10 protein-coding genes are annotated in these 16733 nt (G+C 62.8%); 3 read left to right on the top strand and 7 right to left on the bottom strand.

Going from position 1 to position 16733, the window contains the following annotated elements; genetic code table 11:
• Nucleotides 1-276 precede the first annotated feature (276 nt).
• From lpdA to aceE, 3 genes are read right to left on the bottom strand one after another with little or no spacing between them, the layout of a single operon-like run.
• Nucleotides 277-2022: a dihydrolipoyl dehydrogenase gene (lpdA, locus tag CAPSK01_RS03505; RefSeq protein ID WP_034922610.1), complete on the bottom strand. Its 1746-nt coding sequence runs from the start codon at nucleotides 2020-2022 to the stop codon at nucleotides 277-279.
• A gap of 14 nt (nucleotides 2023-2036) precedes the next feature.
• Entirely contained in the window at nucleotides 2037-3374 is a 1338-nt protein-coding gene (aceF, locus tag CAPSK01_RS03510) for a dihydrolipoyllysine-residue acetyltransferase (protein WP_034922614.1), read from the bottom strand.
• 12 nt (nucleotides 3375-3386) lie between these two features.
• Nucleotides 3387-6080: a pyruvate dehydrogenase (acetyl-transferring), homodimeric type gene (aceE, locus tag CAPSK01_RS03515; protein WP_034922617.1), complete on the bottom strand. Its 2694-nt coding sequence runs from the start codon at nucleotides 6078-6080 to the stop codon at nucleotides 3387-3389.
• A 336-nt stretch (nucleotides 6081-6416) separates the two neighbouring features.
• Between aceE and CAPSK01_RS03520 the strand changes: the two genes are divergently transcribed.
• Both CAPSK01_RS03520 and CAPSK01_RS03525 read left to right on the top strand, forming a co-directional pair.
• Entirely contained in the window at nucleotides 6417-7139 is a 723-nt protein-coding gene (locus CAPSK01_RS03520) for a response regulator (protein ID WP_034922620.1), read from the top strand.
• Nucleotides 7136-9217 carry a HAMP domain-containing sensor histidine kinase gene (locus CAPSK01_RS03525; protein ID WP_034922623.1) on the top strand — a complete coding sequence of 694 codons (2082 nt, stop codon included), beginning with the start codon at nucleotides 7136-7138 and terminating at the stop codon, nucleotides 9215-9217. The genes CAPSK01_RS03520 and CAPSK01_RS03525 overlap by 4 nt, the downstream gene beginning before the upstream one ends.
• A gap of 29 nt (nucleotides 9218-9246) precedes the next feature.
• On the opposite strand, the gene CAPSK01_RS21705 is transcribed toward CAPSK01_RS03525, so the two are convergent.
• A complete protein-coding gene (locus CAPSK01_RS21705) occupies nucleotides 9247-11679 on the bottom strand; it encodes an SUMF1/EgtB/PvdO family nonheme iron enzyme (RefSeq protein WP_273703020.1) in 2433 nt (810 codons plus the stop codon).
• Between the two features lie 397 nt (nucleotides 11680-12076).
• Here CAPSK01_RS21705 and CAPSK01_RS03535 point away from each other — a divergent pair, with 397 nt between their 5' ends.
• Nucleotides 12077-13333: a tetratricopeptide repeat protein gene (locus CAPSK01_RS03535; protein ID WP_273703021.1), complete on the top strand. Its 1257-nt coding sequence runs from the start codon at nucleotides 12077-12079 to the stop codon at nucleotides 13331-13333.
• A gap of 94 nt (nucleotides 13334-13427) precedes the next feature.
• Here the strand turns inward: CAPSK01_RS03535 and CAPSK01_RS03540 are convergent, their stop codons facing one another.
• The 3 genes from CAPSK01_RS03540 to CAPSK01_RS03550 all read right to left on the bottom strand — a co-directional run bounded on the left by CAPSK01_RS03540 (nucleotide 13428) and on the right by CAPSK01_RS03550 (nucleotide 16517).
• The gene (locus CAPSK01_RS03540) at nucleotides 13428-15635 is read right to left on the bottom strand and encodes a patatin-like phospholipase family protein (RefSeq protein ID WP_034922628.1); all 2208 of its coding nucleotides are present in this window, start codon (nucleotides 15633-15635) and stop codon (nucleotides 13428-13430) included.
• A gap of 33 nt (nucleotides 15636-15668) precedes the next feature.
• Complete coding sequence (locus tag CAPSK01_RS03545) at nucleotides 15669-15926, bottom strand: TIGR02647 family protein (RefSeq protein ID WP_034922630.1); 258 nt, start codon at nucleotides 15924-15926, stop codon at nucleotides 15669-15671.
• 99 nt (nucleotides 15927-16025) lie between these two features.
• A complete protein-coding gene (locus tag CAPSK01_RS03550; protein WP_034922632.1) occupies nucleotides 16026-16517 on the bottom strand; it encodes a C40 family peptidase in 492 nt (163 codons plus the stop codon).
• Between the last annotated feature and the right edge of the window lie 216 nt (nucleotides 16518-16733).

The raw sequence follows: 16733 nt of genomic DNA on the forward strand, positions 1-16733 counted from the left end.
CCGCGGTTTGAGAAAGCTCTACCGACTCGTCGAAACTGGATCGCCGCTGCCTCCGTTTTGGGTGCCAACTTAAACTGATAGGTGTCAAGGTAAATCATCCTATTGGCGCATCAAGGCATTCAGCCGGGGTAGATGATCGGCACCCATGACAAAAACACCAACTCCCTGTCGCTCCAGTGGTCAAGCGCAAACGAAACCATCACTTCCGGTTCATCGAAAGAACGACGCCGCCGAACTTCGCGTGCGGCGGCAGCGTACCACCGGAAATCGCTTCGCCTACCTCTTCTTCACCGCCGGCAGGTCGGTGCAGACGCCCTCATAGACCTCCGCCGCCATACCGACCGACTCGCCGAGGGTCGGGTGCGGGTGGATGGTGTGGCCGATGTCGGTGGCGTCGCAGCCCATTTCGATCGCCAGACAGACTTCGCCGATCAGGTCGCCGGCGTCGGTGCCGACGATGCTGCCGCCGATGATGCGATGCGTCTTCTCGTCGAAAATCAGTTTGGTGAATCCTTCTTCCCGGCCATTGGCCAGTGCGCGCCCCGACGCCGCCCAGGGGAAGACGCTCTTGCCGTAGGGGATACCCTCGGCTTTGCACTGCTCTTCGGTCTTGCCGGCCCAGGCGATTTCCGGGTCGGTGTAAGCGACCGACGGGATCTGCAGGGCGTCGAAGCAGCGCTTGCCGCCGTTGGCGGCTTCGGCGGCGACGTGTGCCTCATGCACGCCCTTGTGCGCCAGCATCGGCTGCCCGACGATGTCGCCGACGGCGTAGATGTGCGCTACATTGGTTCGCAACTGCGTATCGACGGGGATGAAGCCGCGCTCATTGACGGCAACGCCAGCCTTCTCGGCCGCCAGTTTCTTGCCGTTCGGCGAGCGGCCGACGGCGACCAGCACGAGGTCGAAGCGCTCTTTCTCGTCGTTGCTGTAGGTCACCTCGATTCCCTCGGGAGTGGCTGCGGCGGCGACGACGCCGGTGTTGAGCAGGATCCGGTCGAAGCGGTGGGCGTTCCTCTTCTCCCAGACCTTGACCAGGTCGCGGTCGGCGCCGGGCATCAGGACGCCTCCGAGTTCGACGACGGTGATTCGCGAACCGAGCGCCGAGTACACGCTGGCCATCTCGAGGCCGATGATGCCGCCGCCGACGACCAGCATGCTCTTCGGAATCTGCCGCAGTTCGAGGGCGCCGGTCGAGTCGACGACGCGCGGATCGTCCTTGGGCATGAACGGCAGCGCGATCGGTTGCGAGCCGGCGGCGATGATCGCTTTCCGGAACTTGATCCGCTTGCTGCCGCCGCCGGCCAATGCCACTTCGACGTGATGCGCGTCGACGAACTGGCCGACGCCCTGCACGACCTCGACCTTGCGTCCCTTGGCCATGCCGGCGAGGCCGCCGGTGAGCTTGCCGACGACCTGGTCCTTGTGCGCGCGCAGCCGGTCGAGGTCGATGCTCGGCGCGCCGAAACTGACGCCGCAGTCGGCCATGTGCTGCGCTTCGTCCATGACGCCGGTGATGTGCAGCAGCGCCTTGGACGGGATGCAGCCGACGTTGAGGCAGACGCCGCCGAGTGTCGGGTAGCGCTCGACGAGGACGGTCTGCATGCCCAGGTCGGCGCTGCGGAAAGCCGCCGAGTAACCGCCCGGGCCGGCGCCGAGGACGAGCATCTCGCACTCGAGGTCGGCGCTACCGGTGATCGGCGGGGCAGCCTGCGGCGCGGGGGCGACGCTGGCCGCTGGTGGCGCGGCAGCGCTTGTTGCCAGTACACCTTCCTGCGCCGCGTCGGCGGTCTCGATCAGGGCAACCACCGTTCCTTCCGAGATCCGCTCACCCAGGCTGACTTTCACCTCCTTGACGACGCCGGCAACGCTGCTCGGCACGTCCATCGTCGCCTTGTCGGATTCGAGGGTGATCAGCGCATCGTCGACCTGGACTGTATCCCCGGTGTTGACGCAGATATCGATCACCGGCACATCGTGGTAGTCGCCGATGTCGGGCACTTTCACTTCAATGATCTGGCTCATGATTTTTCTCCCGATCAGAGCAGCACGCGCCGCATGTCGGCAAGGAGTTGCGCGACAAAGACGTTGAAGCGGGTGGCCAAAGCGCCGTCGATGACGCGGTGGTCGGCGGTCAGGGACATCGGCAGGATCAGGCGCGGCGCAAACTCGCGGCCGTTCCAGATCGGTTTCATCACCGACCGGTTGACCCCCAGGATGGCGACTTCCGGTGCGTTGATGATCGGCGAGAAATAGGTGCCGCCGATGCCGCCCAGGCTGGAGATGGTGAAGCAGGCACCGGACATCTCCGCTGGTCCGAGCTTGCCGTCGCGCGCCTTTTTGGCGAGTTCGCCGCTCTCGACGGCGAGTTGCACCACCGATTTCTGATCGGCGTTCTTGATCACTGGAACGACCAGGCCATTCGGCGTGTCGGCGGCAAAGGCAATATGGCAATACTGCTTGAGCACCAGGTTGTCGCCGTCGAGCGAGCTGTTGAATTCCGGGAATTTCTTCAGCGCGACGGTGCAGGCCTTGATCAGGAAGGCGAGCATGGTGATCTTCAGGCCCGACTTCTCGTTCTCCTGGTTCATCGCCACGCGAAAGGCTTCGAGATCGGTGATGTCGGCGTCTTCGTGATAGGTGACCCCCGGAACCATCACCCAGTTGCGTGCCAGGTTCTGCGCGGAGATTTTCTTGATTCGTGCCAGCGGTCTGACTTCGACTGGGCCGAACTTGGCGAAGTCGACCTTCGGCCAGGGCAGCAGGTCGAGACCACCGCCGAGCGATGGCGCGGCGGCAAGCGCCGGGGCAGCCGTCATGACCCCCTTGACGTAGGCGGTGACGTCTTCCTTGACGATGCGGCCTTTCGGTCCGCTGGCCTGGACCCTGGAGAGATCGACGCCGAGTTCGCGCGCCAGCAGGCGTACCGACGGGCTGGCGTGGGTGCGGGCGCCGAGCGCGAGGCCGGCGACCGGTGGCGATGCTGCCGGGGTTGGCACGTCATGGTAAGTGCCGATACCCGGCACTGCGACCTCGACAGGGATGCCGCCACTCGCCGCTGGCGCTACGCTGACCACGGCGGCGGCTGCCACCGGGGGAGCCGTGTGGGCGGCAGCCGGCACGGCGTCGCCTGCGGCAGACGCTTCGATGACGGCAACCACGGCGCCTTCGGACAGTTTCTCGCCGAGCTGAACGCGCACTTCCCTGACCACGCCGGCCACCGTCGATGGCACATCCATGGTCGCCTTGTCGGATTCGAGGGTCACCAGCGCATCGTCCAGCTTGACGACGTCGCCGGGCAGAACACAGATGTCGATGACCGGCACGTCGGTGTAATCACCGATGTCCGGGACTTTCACTTCGATCAATTGGCTCATCAGGGGCCTCCCTTAAACCGTCATCGGGTTGGGTTTGTTCACGTCGATGCCGTACCGGGCAATCGCTTCGGCGACCTTGCTGCGCTCGATCGTGCCATCGTCGGCAAGGGCTTTGAGCGCGGCAATGGTGACCCAGCGGCGGTCGACCTCGAAGAAGTGCCGCAACTTCGCGCGCGTGTCCGAGCGGCCGAAACCGTCGGTGCCGAGCGCCACGTAGCGACGGTTGAGGAAGGGCCGAATCTGCTCGGCGAACAGGCGCACGTAATCGGTCGCGGCAATGATCGGGCCGCGGGTATCGCCCAGGCAGGCCTCGACATGCGACACCTGTGGCCTGGCCAGCGGGTTGAGCAGGTTCGCGCGTTGCACGGCGTTGCCGTTGCGCGCCAGTTCGGTGAAGCTCGGGCAAGCCCAGAGGTCGGCATCGACTCCCCAGTCGTTCTTGAGCAGGTCGGCAGCGGCAATGACTTCGCGGAAGATCGTTCCCGATCCCAGCAGTTGTACGCGCGGCGCCGCCGGATTGCTGTCCGACGACTGACCGCGGCGCAGCAGGTACATGCCTTTGAGAATGTCGGCTTCTGCACCCGCGGGCATTTCCGGATGTTCGTAGTTCTCGTTCATCACCGTCAGGTAGTAGAAGATGTCCTCCTGCTCCTGGTACATGCGGCGCATGCCTTCGCGCATGATCACCGCGACTTCGAACGAGAAGGTCGGGTCGTAGCTGAGGCAGTTCGGAATCAGGCCCGAGAGGATCAGCGAATGGCCGTCTTCGTGCTGCAGGCCTTCGCCGTTGAGCGTCGTGCGACCGGCGGTGCCGCCGATCAGGAAACCGCGGGCACGTTGGTCGCCAGCCGCCCAGCACAGATCCATGGTGCGCTGAAAACCGAACATCGAATAGCAGATGTAGAAGGGAATCATCTGCACGCCATGTACCGAGTATGCCGTCGCGGCAGCGATCCAGTCGCTCATCGCGCCGGCCTCATTGATCCCTTCCTGCAACACCTGCCCGTCTTTCGACTCCTTGTAGAACATCAACTGGTCATGGTCTTCGGGAACATATTTCTGCCCTTCCTGGTTCCAGATGCCGATCTGGCGGAAGAGGCCTTCCATGCCGAAAGTCCGGGACTCGTCGGGGACGATCGGGACGACGTGCCGGCCCACTTTCTTGTCCTTGAGCAGGATGTTGAGAAAACGGACGATGGCCATCGTCGTGGACACTTCGCGACCCTCGCCCGAGGCCTTGAGCAGCGTCTCGAAAGCCGATAGTTCGGGGATTTCCAGCGGTTCCGCCAGGCGCCGGCGCTTTGGCAGGTAACCGCCGAGGTCCATTCGCCGCTGCCGCATGTAGGTCAGTTCGGGCGAACCCTCGGCAAACTTCAGGTACGGCAGTGCCTTGATCTGGTCGTCCGGCACCGGCAGGTTGAAACGGTCGCGGAAGCGCCTGATCGCGTCGTAATCGAGTTTCTTCTGCTGATGCGAGATGTTCATCCCCTCGCCGGCCTGGCCCATGCCATATCCCTTGATCGTCTTGGCCAGGATCAGCGTCGGCTGCCCCTTGTGCTCGACGGCGCTCTTGTAGGCGCTGAAGATCTTGAAGATGTCGTGGCCACCCCGGTTCAACCCCCAGACCTGATCGTCGGTCCAGTCGGCGACGAGTTCCTTGAGTTCCGGGGTGTTGAAGAAGTGCTCGCGGACATAGGCACCGTCCTTGGCCTTGAAGGTCTGGTACTCGCCGTCCACCGCCTCCATCATCCGCTGCTTGAGAATGCCCTTCTTGTCGCGCAGGAACAGCGCGTCCCACTGGGTTCCCCAGATCAGCTTGATGACGTTCCAGCCGGCGCCGCGGAAAGTCCCCTCGAGTTCCTGGATGATCTTGCCGTTGCCTCGCACCGGACCGTCGAGACGCTGCAGGTTGCAGTTGATCACGAAAATCAGGTTGTCGAGTCGCTCGCGCGCGGCCATGCCGATGGCGCCCAGCGATTCGACTTCATCGGTCTCGCCGTCGCCGAGGAAGGCCCAGACCTTGCGGTCGCTAGCCTGGATGAAACCGCGGCTGTCCAGGTATTTCATGAAGCGCGCCTGATAGATCGCCTGGATCGGGCCGAGACCCATCGAAACCGTCGGGAATTGCCAGAAATCCGGCATCAGCCACGGATGCGGGTAGGACGAGACGCCCTGGCCGTCGACTTCCTGGCGGAAACAGTCCATCTGTTCGTCGGTCAGCCGGCCGAGCAGGTGCGCGCGCGCATAGACACCGGGAACCGAATGCCCCTGGAAGAAGATCAGGTCGCCGCCGTGCTGCTCGGAAGGCGCGCGCCAGAACCACGAGAAACCGACATCGTAGAGCGCTGCCGCCGAAGCGAAGGAAGCGATATGGCCGCCGACGTTGCTGTCCCGGTTGGCGCGAACGACCATCGCCATGGCGTTCCAGCGGATGTAGTTATGAATCCGGATTTCCAGGTCGGCATTGCCGGGATACTTCGGCTGCTGGTCGACCGGAATGGTGTTGACATATTCAGTGGCGGCACTGTAGGGAATGTCGATTCCCTCCTGGCGCGCCTGGGCAATCAGGCATTCGATCAGGAAGTGGGCACGCTCGGCGCCCTCCTTGTCGATGACGCCGCTCAGGGCGTCCTGCCATTCCTGGGTCTCTTGTGGGTCCGCATCGTTCATGCTGGCCGACAGCGCGTTTTCGGGCAGATCTGCCATGATTTGTCTCCTGATCTTGGGAATCGTGAATTGGATGGTTTTCTTTGCTGGCGGCCGAGATGAACGGCACCTGGCAGCTTAAACCCTTGACGGACCTCGCGGTACCGCGGTGCAGCAATCAGAACATCCCGTATTGTAAAATTTAATTTTGTATCATGCAATCACGCAAAAAATCGTGGGTGCACATTCCGCAAGCCTGCAGGGGTGTCGCCCCGGCTATCGCCGGACGGCCGTTACGAGGACAATATCCGCACGCGCAGGCAGTGACGCACCGGATGGCGATGTCCGCACCCGGAAAATCAGGGATACTTGCGCCAAACCGTCAGGGAGCGCGCCATGTTCAAAGTCGCCGTCATCGAAGACGACCTGCCCACCAGCAATCAACTCAAGGAGTGGATCCTCTCCGCCCGGCCGGGAATCACCGTAGCGCAATGGTTCACCCGCGACGATGCGGAGGTGGCCATTGCCCGCGAGGCCTACGACCTGGTGGTGCTGGATATCGAACTGGGACGCGAGCGCCATGCCGGCGTGGCGATCATCAACGCCATCAACAAGGGGGGCCGCGGCACGCCGGTACTGGTGGTCTCGGCGATGCCCGCGACGATCTACCGCAGCATCATGAAAGCGCTCGACGCCTGGGATTATCTGCAGAAGACCACCTTTTCCGAGGCGGACTTCATCGATACCTTCCTGGAAATCCTCCGCGCCGCGCGGGATCGGGGCCACGGCAAAGCCTCCGTGTCCGCCGGTGACGAACTTTCCCTTGACCCTCTGCGGCAGAGTACCCCCCTGTGGCGGGGCAAGCGGGTAAACCTGCCGCTGACCGCACAGCGCATCCTCGCCACCCTGTACCAGAAACGTGGCCAGGTCGTCTCTTACGACGAACTCTTTCAGGTCGTCAAGAGTGGCCGCAACCGGGACAATGTCCGCAAGCACATCAGCACCATTCGCGAGGCCTTTCGCGAACTGGACGAGGATTTCGACTGCATCGAAAACATTCCCATGCGCGGCTTCCGCTGGTCCGGTCAGACTTCCGGAACAGCGCTCAAATCGGAATGACCACAGCGCTGGTCTGGCTGGCATCCTTCCGGCTGCGCCTCCTTTTCCGCAGCGCCTTCCTGCTCCTCGCTCTGGCGGTCGTCGCCATGACCGTCACCGTCCTGCAGGAGGAGAAGCAGCGCAGCTACGACAACTATCAGGAGAGCTTCGCCAAGACCAAGGAACAGATCGTCGCCCGGCTGCGCCACCCTGCCGGGCAACTGGCGCTCCTCAACCCGCCCCGCAGTCTGGTTCCGGCCATCGCGCTGCGGCCGGTCGTGCTGCCCTTTGCAAGCATTGATTTCGACGACCAGAACAAGGTCCGGCATGCCGTGGAAATGGCCGGCTGCCTGGTTCAGTACAGGAATTACGGCAGTCTGTGCATTGCCATCGGCAACAATCCGTGGGCCGGCGGCTTCATCTATGCCGCCGGCACCTTCGCCAGCGGCCCACTCGTCTCGCACCGGATCGGCGACGAATACCTCGATGGCGCCCACCGCTTGCGAGTGGTGGTGAGCCTGCGCGGCCAGACCTACCGCTGGCTTGCACCCTTTGAAACCCTGGCCGGCCACGCCCGTCCGCAGGTCGAGGGCGTGCGCGGCCGTTTTACCGGCTACCTGGAACTCGCCGGCCGGGATTACAGCGCGGCCAAACCGTTAAAGGAATTCCGCGGCTGGGTATGGCAGAGTGGGAAATGCCTCGATGTCGCCCACGAGGACGAGGAGCATTGCACGAAGAAATCCTTCTTCTCGCTGCGCCTGCCGGTCGACGCGCTGCGCGATGCGCTCTTCGAGGGCAAACGACCCCTGTGGCCGCCGCCCGACCTCGACCAGTTTCAGGTTCGCATCGAAGTGTTACCGCCCGGAGACGAGAAGGCGCTCTTCGACAGCAATGAAGAAGGAGCGGTCCCGCCCTTTTCGCTCAACGAACTCACCGGCCTGCTGCTGCCGGGAGAAACGCTGAGCATCCGCAAGGCGGGCAGCGGCAACGAAACCGATCTGGTGCAACTGAAAGGCCGGGACGAGGTGCTCGAACAAACCTCACCCCTGCTCACCCGGCTGATTCGCAAGCTGCCGGTAGAGAGCTATGACACCCCCGTCGAACTCGTCGACGAGGTGGCCACGCCGCTGGGAAATTACCGGATTCTGCTCAAGGGCGATGCCCGCAGCGTCAACAAGACCCTGAGCGCCGTCGCCACCCGCGTTTCCTGGTTCGTCGGCGCAATGCTGCTGGCCATCGGGCTTGCGTGGCTGGTCATCGAATGGGGTATCGTCCGCCGCATTACCCGCCTGACCCGACGTTCCAGCGAGCTATCGAGAAGCGTCCAGGCCACCGGTGGCCTGGCGCCATTCGATCTGGCCGACTTGCGGGGCAGCGACGAACTGGGCATCCTTGCCAACTGCCTCAACGACCTCCTGCGCCGGGTCAAGGAGGATGCCGAACGGGAGAGAATCCGCGCCGAGCAGGAAAAGGATCTGTGGCATGCCGTCGGCCACGAAATCATGTCGCCGCTGCAATCCCTGCTGGCGCTGCATGGGCACCCGGACGACCCCAGTCAGCGCTACATCAACCGTATGCAGCAGGCGATACGCATCCTGTACGGCAGCGCCAGCCCCAGCGAGGCCTTTCAGTCATCCGCCCTGCAGGTACAAACCATCGATATTGCCGAGTTCCTCCGCAACGTCGCCGACAACGCCGGCATCACCGACCTGAGCCATACGCCAACCGACAAACCGGTCCCGGTGCGCGCCGACGAATACCCACTCGAAGATGTCTTTTCGCACATCCTGAAGAATGCCGACCGCTACCGATACCCCGGCACCCCGATCACCCTCACCCTGGAAACCCGTGAAAACACGGCCACGGTCATCATCCACAACGAAGGCTTGCCGATCGCCGATGATCTGATCGACAAAATCTTCGAGTACGGGGTGTCCGATCAGCCGGAAGCCGGTGCCCAAGGCAACCGTGGCCAGGGACTGTTCGTTGCCAAGACCTACATGGCCAAGATGGGCGGCACCATCGCCGCCTGCAACGTCGAGGATGGCGTGAGTTTCGTTCTGACGCTGCAACGGGCGACCGGCGGGGAAACCCGGTAACGCGCCAAGGCAGGCTTCCACTGCTGATGCTATGGCAGCATCCTGGCGAGACGAAAACCGTAGTTGATGTTCCGGCTCGACGGGACGAACCAGTCGCGCGTGGCCAAACGAGCGTAGCGCGGAATGAAGTACCAGGAACCGCCGCGCAGCACGCGCCCGACAGAGCATTCTCCGGTCGTCCAGGCCGCCCCATCACTCGGCGCACCCGCATAGCTCCGGTTCCAGCAATCCTCGGTCCATTCCCAGACATTGCCGATCATGTCGTACAGCCCGAAAGCGTTCGGTTTGTAACTGCCGACCGCCGCTGTATAGGCACTGCCGTCGTTGCAGTTGTGTACTTCCCAACTGATCCCAGGCACCTGGCTCTTGCCGGCGGCATCCATCACGTTGGCGTAGGCGCACGCCGTGTCCGGGCTCGCGCCCCAGTATCGGGCCGTACTGCTGCCTGCCCGCGCCGCGTACTCCCATTCGGCCTCGCTCAGCAAACGGTAGCTCTTGTTCGTCTTCTGACTCAGCCACGCAATGTAAGCCTTGGCGTCGTCCCAACTCACACAGACCACCGGATGGTTTTCGGTCTGCGCATAGCCGGGGTTCTGCCAGTTGCGACCGCTCCGCTTTTCGCTCCTGCCCCCCTCAAACGTATAGCACTCGCTGCCGGCGTTGTAGCCGGTGGCATTGACAAAGGCAGCAAACTGACCGCGCGTCACTTCGAACTTGCCGGCCGCAAAGCTGTTGACGCTGACGCGGTGCTGCGGACCTTCGGAGTCGAAACGGCCGGCCTCCGAGGCCGGCGAGCCCATCTCGAAACTGCCTGCCGGGATCTCCACCATCTCCGGGCAGTCCGGGCAATCCCTGAAGACCTTGACCTTGTCGGGTCGCAGTTCGCCGGCCGCTTTTTCGGCTCCGCGCGGTTCTCGCTCGACGGTACGCTTTTGTCGCTCTTCAACCTGCCGGCGCTGCGCGCTGTCCTGCTTCTCCCGTTCGCCCGCTTCACGTTGCAATTTTTGCTGGGCCGCCTGCGCCAGCACCGCGTAGCGCCCTTTCGGGTAGCGCGCCAGGTAAGCGGCGTAGGCGCCCATGCTGGCACCGGCTTTGGCCTCTTCCCACACGCTCTGTTCAGTACGCAACGCCTCCTGCCGTTCGCGCTCGTCGGCCTGCTGTTTCTCGGCCTCCTCCCTGGCCTGTTGTGCCTTGTCACGGTCGTCGAGCTTCTTCAGTTCGATCCTCGCCAGTGCGACATACTTGCCCCTGGGGTATTTTTTGAGGTAGGCGTCGAGGTATTCGCGTGCGCCGCTGGCCTTCACTTCGTTCCAGAACTGGGTTTCCGGGTCCTCTGCCGCGACTGGTAATGGCGGCGCCACAACCGGGCGATCGACATTGTCGGGTTTCTTGAGGACGGCAAGTTTCACCTTCGCCGCGGCCGCGTAGCGACCATTGGGGTAGCTGTCGAGATACGCCTGATACCCGGTCATGCTCGCCGCTTCCTGCGCCGCTTTCCACGCCTCGCCCTCCGGGTCGGCGGTCGGCTGCACCTGCACCTGCATGACCGTCGGCCCGTAAAAGTAGAAGCTGCCTCGCGATTCGTTGTATAGCGCGGGTCTTTGCTCATGGCTGATCTTGCTCGCCAGCACTTCTACAGCGTCTTGCACTTCCCGCATCAGATCTTCAATGCGCACGCCCGGCCGTTTCATGCGAGCGATGAACTCGCGAGTGAAGACACCGTTGGGGTTCTGGTCATGATCGCTCAGGCGGTCCAGCGCCTGCTGGCCCTTGCTGGCGGAATACACCACCATTTGCCCCTTGGGAGGCTCGATGGCGCTCAATCCGCGCGTACTGCCGACGCTTCGCCCTCTCGATTTAAGGGGGTTGTCGCGGCAAGCGTCAATGATCACCAAGGCAAACGAGGCCTTCGCTTCGCTGAGCCTTTCCGTGAGGTCGGTCAGCCCATACGCAGTCTTCTCGACTTCACCTTCGCTGCTGGCTTCGATATCCACCGGCAACAGGTAACTGCCCGACCTGATCTGCACCCCGTGTCCGGCAAAGAACACGACCACCTGATCGCCCCCGGTGATTCTGTTGATGAAGGTTTCCACCGCCTTGACCATGCCCCGGTAGTTGAGGTTGCGGTGCTGCAACACTTCGAATCCGGCTGCCCTGAGTTCTCGCGCCATGGCCAGTGCGTCGTTGCCGGCCTTTTCCAGTTTGGCGACTTTCTCGTAGGCGTCGTTGCCGATGACCAGCGCCATCCGCCGGCCAGCCTGTCCGCCCTGAAGAGCCGGGCTGCGGGCAATGCCCGCGGGTTCAGGCTGGGCGCTGGCCTGGGCGACCAGAGTTTGCGACCAGTCCTCGAACCGCTTGCCCGGTTCGGTCGACTCGGCGGCGAATGCGCAAACCAGTGGAAAGGCGGCCATGGCCACGATCGCTGCAACACGAAGTAGGGATAACAGGCGGTGTTCAGGCATGGCAAGAAGCCGTTCAGGTCGGGGGATAAATAGCGATGACGCCGAGTGAACCGCCCGTTGACTGCGTGTATGCCGTGGCGATGCGGAAAGGCGCAAGCGACATTATTATTATGGGTAATACCCTGCTTACAAAGCAATCCTGTCCCGGGCGACAGATCCCCCTTCAACCGGCTTTCGACATGGCCTGGGTAGCGGCAGGAATCCGCTCAACTCCAGCTCACTTGCATGCGCACCCGGCGCTTGATCCAGAACCCCAAATGTGTAAAGCTCTACTGCATGATCGACTATTCCAACTGAGTGATTCTCGATGCGTGCCATGGCATCGGCCCTTCTTGTCCTGTCGACTGCCGTGTGGCCTCAGCTTGCCGCTGGCCAGCCTTCGACAAAATCGTGGACCTTGAGCACGCTCAAGGCGCAAATGGTTCCGGCGATCTGGGTGCTCGACGGCAATGAGTACGTCCGCGAATCCCCGCCATCGGGCGAAAACTTCCTCGAGATTCAGGGTCGGCTGACCGTGCCACCGGGTGCGCTGCTGGACCCGGTGGCGCTTCCCGAGATCCGGGTCAGGACCACCAGATCGGCGGCGATCGCCAAGCCGCAAAGCGCGTTCGTGGTCGGTTTAAGCACCTTGACATGCCGTTATTTGCCTCCGGAAACGCGCGCGCACGACTTGTCGAGAAGGATCGTGGGCCATGACGGCAGCCTCGGCTTGTCAAGAGACAGCGCCAGTGCTCCGCTGAAGCTCGCGATCGAGGGTTCGTACGTCGATCTGTGCATGGCTTTTGCCGGCACAGGCAGGATGGGTGGCAGCGTCTTGCTCGAATTCGCCGGGCACTCCTTCACCGTACCGCTGACGCCGATGGAGAGGCCCCGGCAAGCGGTGAAGGCCACCGCCGACCCCCCGACCAAGCCTTACCGGGACGGGTTGCTCTCTTCGCGTGCCACCCTGATCGCCGGTTTCTGTCTGCTCATCCTGGGTCTGGGCGCGCTGGCGATCTGGTGGTGGCGGACGCATCGGGCCTTGCTCCCGGCAACGCATGTGAAATCTCCGGACGAACCCGATGTCGCGACTGCCGAAGGGGCCGCCTCCAGACCTCCTGGATGCGGACTGGTCGAACCTGAGCGCGTATCCTCTGAGCATTGCCGCACCAGCTTCGTCCGCGTTGGAGCAAGTGCCGGACCCGGAAAAGCCGATTTCGAAGCTGCCCTGCGCGCCCTCCAGGGCGAGCGCTTTTCGGATGCCGATACCCTGCTGGAGCAGGCGATCACCAAAGGGTTGCTGGCGACTTTCGAATGCGGTGCCTGGTCGATGCGCGGGCAGGCCGCCGCCGCCACCGGAGAGATTCCACGCGCGATCAGTTACTTCCTCAAGGCGCTCGGTGGACCGGAAGTGACTGCCCAGGCAGCCCTGCCGGCTGCCCTCCATCTGGCGGTCATCTATCGTGAATTGGGGTTGCGCGCCGACGCGGAGAAGATGGAGGCCGTTGCCACGACCCTCAAGAGTGTGAATATCACGCTTGATCCCGAGGTGAACAGGAGACTCAAGCAGTCTACGCAAGCGTACAAAAGGGCACTACGCGCAACGCATCCGACCGGACTGAAAGCCCTGGCGGCGCGTCTGCTGCATCGGTCGCGATCGACATCGGCGACTTGAGCCCCTGCCGACGCGGGGGCTCGATCCCACATACCAACCTGGCCGTTTCGCAAGCACCGCGTCCTCGTCCGCGTACAAGGTGCGCGCTGGGTGGTCAGGGCGTCCCGAGGAACAGGTAGAGATTGGAGTAGCCGCCCTTCGATCCTGAAGTCGAGTAGCCGTAACCCAGGTAGACCGGGCCGAGTGGCGTTTCACCGCCGAGGTAGATGGCGGTCGAGTTGATCCAGCCCTTGAGATTGGTTTCGGTGTAGGGTGTGCCGACCTTGGCGCCTTCGAAAACAAACCCCAGGCGCATGTCGCCGCGCAGGCCGAGCGGCAGGTGGCCGATGATTCTCTCGGCACGGACTTGGCCGTATTTCAGGTTGTCACCCTTCAACTGTCCGACGGCAAAGGCGGTCATGTTGAGCATGCCGCCGAGGCTGCCGGAATCGTAAAGGGGCAACTGCCCGACGGGGGATCCCTGATACGACAGCCGGCTGCTCAGCACCCAGTCGCCGAAGCTGTGGAAGACGCTGGCGCCGGCATCGAGTTTGCTGAAGTGGTTTGCTGGCGAGTCGAAATACTCGACCTTTGAACGCCAACCACTGGTCGGGAAATAGAGGCGATCGGTCTGTTCGAGGTCGATCTGGCCAAACCAGCCGCCATACCGCTTCGATGCATCCGGCAGCAGCGGCGAACCGGTATCGAGCCTGGGATTCCACCATTTTTCGTCCCAGCCAGCACGGACCTGACCCAGAGTGCCGAGATTGATGCCGCCGCCGAATTTCACGTTGCCCTGAGAAACCCGGTACTCGGCAAGCTTCCGATCGTCCTGATAGATGCTGGACAATTTGCTGCCATAGCGCAGGTTGGTTTCGACGAAATAGCGCTGGCGCTCGTCGACAGGCTGATAGTAGTCCATCACGATGCCATTGTTCGAACCGATCTCGCCATAGGTCAGGAGTTCTCCACCCAGCGAGTTGAGCCAGGTCTTGTGGTAGGCGATGCGCAGGCTATAGGTCGAGTCGGCCTTGAAGTTGGTGTCGAGATTGATGCCATAGCGCAGGTAGTCGGGTCCCCAACTCTTTTCGAGCGGCGCCACACGCAGGATGTTGCGCTGGCGCTCGGTGAGCATTGCGTAATCGACATGCTCATAATAGCCATCGCCATAGGTCCGCATCACAGCGGTATCGATTCTTGCCGGGTCGAGCGTGTCACCCGGCTTGAGCTCGATATACTTTTCAACCATCACCGGGTTGACCCGTTTGAGTCCGGCGATCTGGATCTCATCAATCTTCGGCGCCTCGCGCCGGGCCATCTGGATCTTCCCGGCCCAGGCTGCGTAAGCGGCTTCACTGACGGCCAGCGGACGCAAGCGGTCGGCAACCACCTCGGCCGCCGTCACGCCGCGATCCGCGGTTTCCGAGGTGCGCTTGAAATCCCCCGCGCTGACCCCTTCCAGGTCCGGCTTGATGTAGATGTCGGTCGGCTTGAGTGTGGCCAGCGAGCGGGTGACGTTCTGCTCGGTCAGGATATTCACCATCTGCGTCGCAACGCTCAGCAATCCGCCGATTTCGTTTGCTTGCAACAGCGGCGATCCGACGTTGACGGCGATCACGATGTCAGCCTGGCAGCGCGAACGCACCTCGTCGATCGGTACGTTGTTCACCAGCCCCCCGTCGACCAGTTTGTAGCCCCTGGCTTCGACCGGCGACATCAGACCGGGAACCGACATGCTGGCACGCATCGCGGTGGTCAGACTGCCCTCACGAAAGACTACCCGCTCACCACGAACGATGTCGGTGGCGATGATCGAGAGCGGCAGCGGCAATGCCGCGATTTCCCGTTCCCCATGATAATCACCCACCAACTGGTTGAAAAACAGTTTGATCTTCTGCCCGGTCACCACCCCGGTCTGGTACTTCAGGCCATCCGCACCGACGCCGGTCTCCGAAGCTGGCAGGAAGCGCTTTTCCAGAGCCTTCTTGCGAAAACTCCGTTGCGCGTAGGGCGGGTCGTCCTGAAACAGGTCATCCCAGTCGGCTTTTGCCAGTTCCTGACGCATGATCGCCGGAGAGAGCCCGGCAGCGTAGGCGCCGGCCACCAGCCCGCCCATGCTGGTACCGGCGACGCAGTCCACAGGCACGCGCATTTTTTCGAGCACTTCGAGGACGCCGATATGCGCTGCACCGCGTGCGCCGCCGCCGCCGAGAACCAGACCGACGCGCGGCCGGCCAGGATTTTGTTCGTCGGCGCTGGCGTTGGCCAGCATGCCGGCGGCGAGCAGCACCAGCAACCGGTGCCGGCAGGGCATTGTGTTCATGATGGCTCCATACTCCGGATTGGCAAGCTGCCCCTACGGTCCCGTGACTGTCGAAGGAGTCGAGCTGAGAATGGTCAGCACCGCCTGTGCGTGTTCGGCGGCATCGCGGCCGAGGCTGGTCAGATAACCCCCGTCAATCAGCGTCAGCAGCCCCTTGGCGTGCAGCCGCCGGGTCGCCGCGATGATCGCCGGGTTGGCGGTCTTGTGAATCTTGATTCCCTGCTGGGTGCTGCCGAGATCGAAGAAGACCAGGGTGTTGAGTTCATCGACCAGATCGGGTGTAAAAGGCATGGTAATTCCTCGTTGGTCGAAACCAGTGGTGACCGTGAGGCGCCATTCTAACGGTCATGACTTTGCAAAACACCCCCCCTGATCATGAAAGTATGACCGTTATTCGAAGTAGCTGCGCGCAGTTTCGAAGCGCTGCGCGAAGTAGCGTGCGCCGAGCTGATCGATGCGTACTCGACCGTTGCTCGATGGCGCGTGGATGAAACGGTCGTCACCGATGTACACCCCGACATGCGAGAAAGCGGCGTTGCGGGTGTTGAAGAAGACCAGGTCGCCGGGGCGCAGGCCCGCACGTTCGACCGGGCGACCACGGCGGGCGATGTCGGCGGCGCTGCCACTGATCCGAAGCCCTGCTGCGCGTCCGTAGATATACGACACCATGCCGCTGCAGTCGAGACCCGCTTCAGGGTTCTTGCCGCCGAAACGGTAGCCGGTATCGAGCAGGCTGAGTGCAAAGAGCACCACGTCGTTGCCTTTCGGGCTGCTCGCCTGGGGAAGCTCGGAGGGTTGTTGCGGCGGCGCCGGCGGCGGCTTGCTCGCGCAGGCTGCCAGCAACAGAGAAAAGAGGCCGGTGATGAGCAGGTGGACACGCATGCTGCACAGTATAAACTGCAGCCCTCAAGATTATTACCGGGAAAAGCCATGCACCTGACCGATCCGCGCCTGCTACGCTCCAACTGCTATGTCGATGGTCGCTGGGAAGCCGCCGATGATGGCCGCACTTTTGCAGTCAGGGACCCGGCGAGTGGCGAAACACTGGCTGAAGTACCCTGGATGACGGCCACCGAAACGGCGCGCGCGATCGCCGCC

The sequence above is a fragment of the Candidatus Accumulibacter vicinus genome (assembly GCF_000584955.1).
Classification (GTDB): Bacteria; Pseudomonadota; Gammaproteobacteria; order Burkholderiales; family Rhodocyclaceae; genus Accumulibacter; species Accumulibacter vicinus.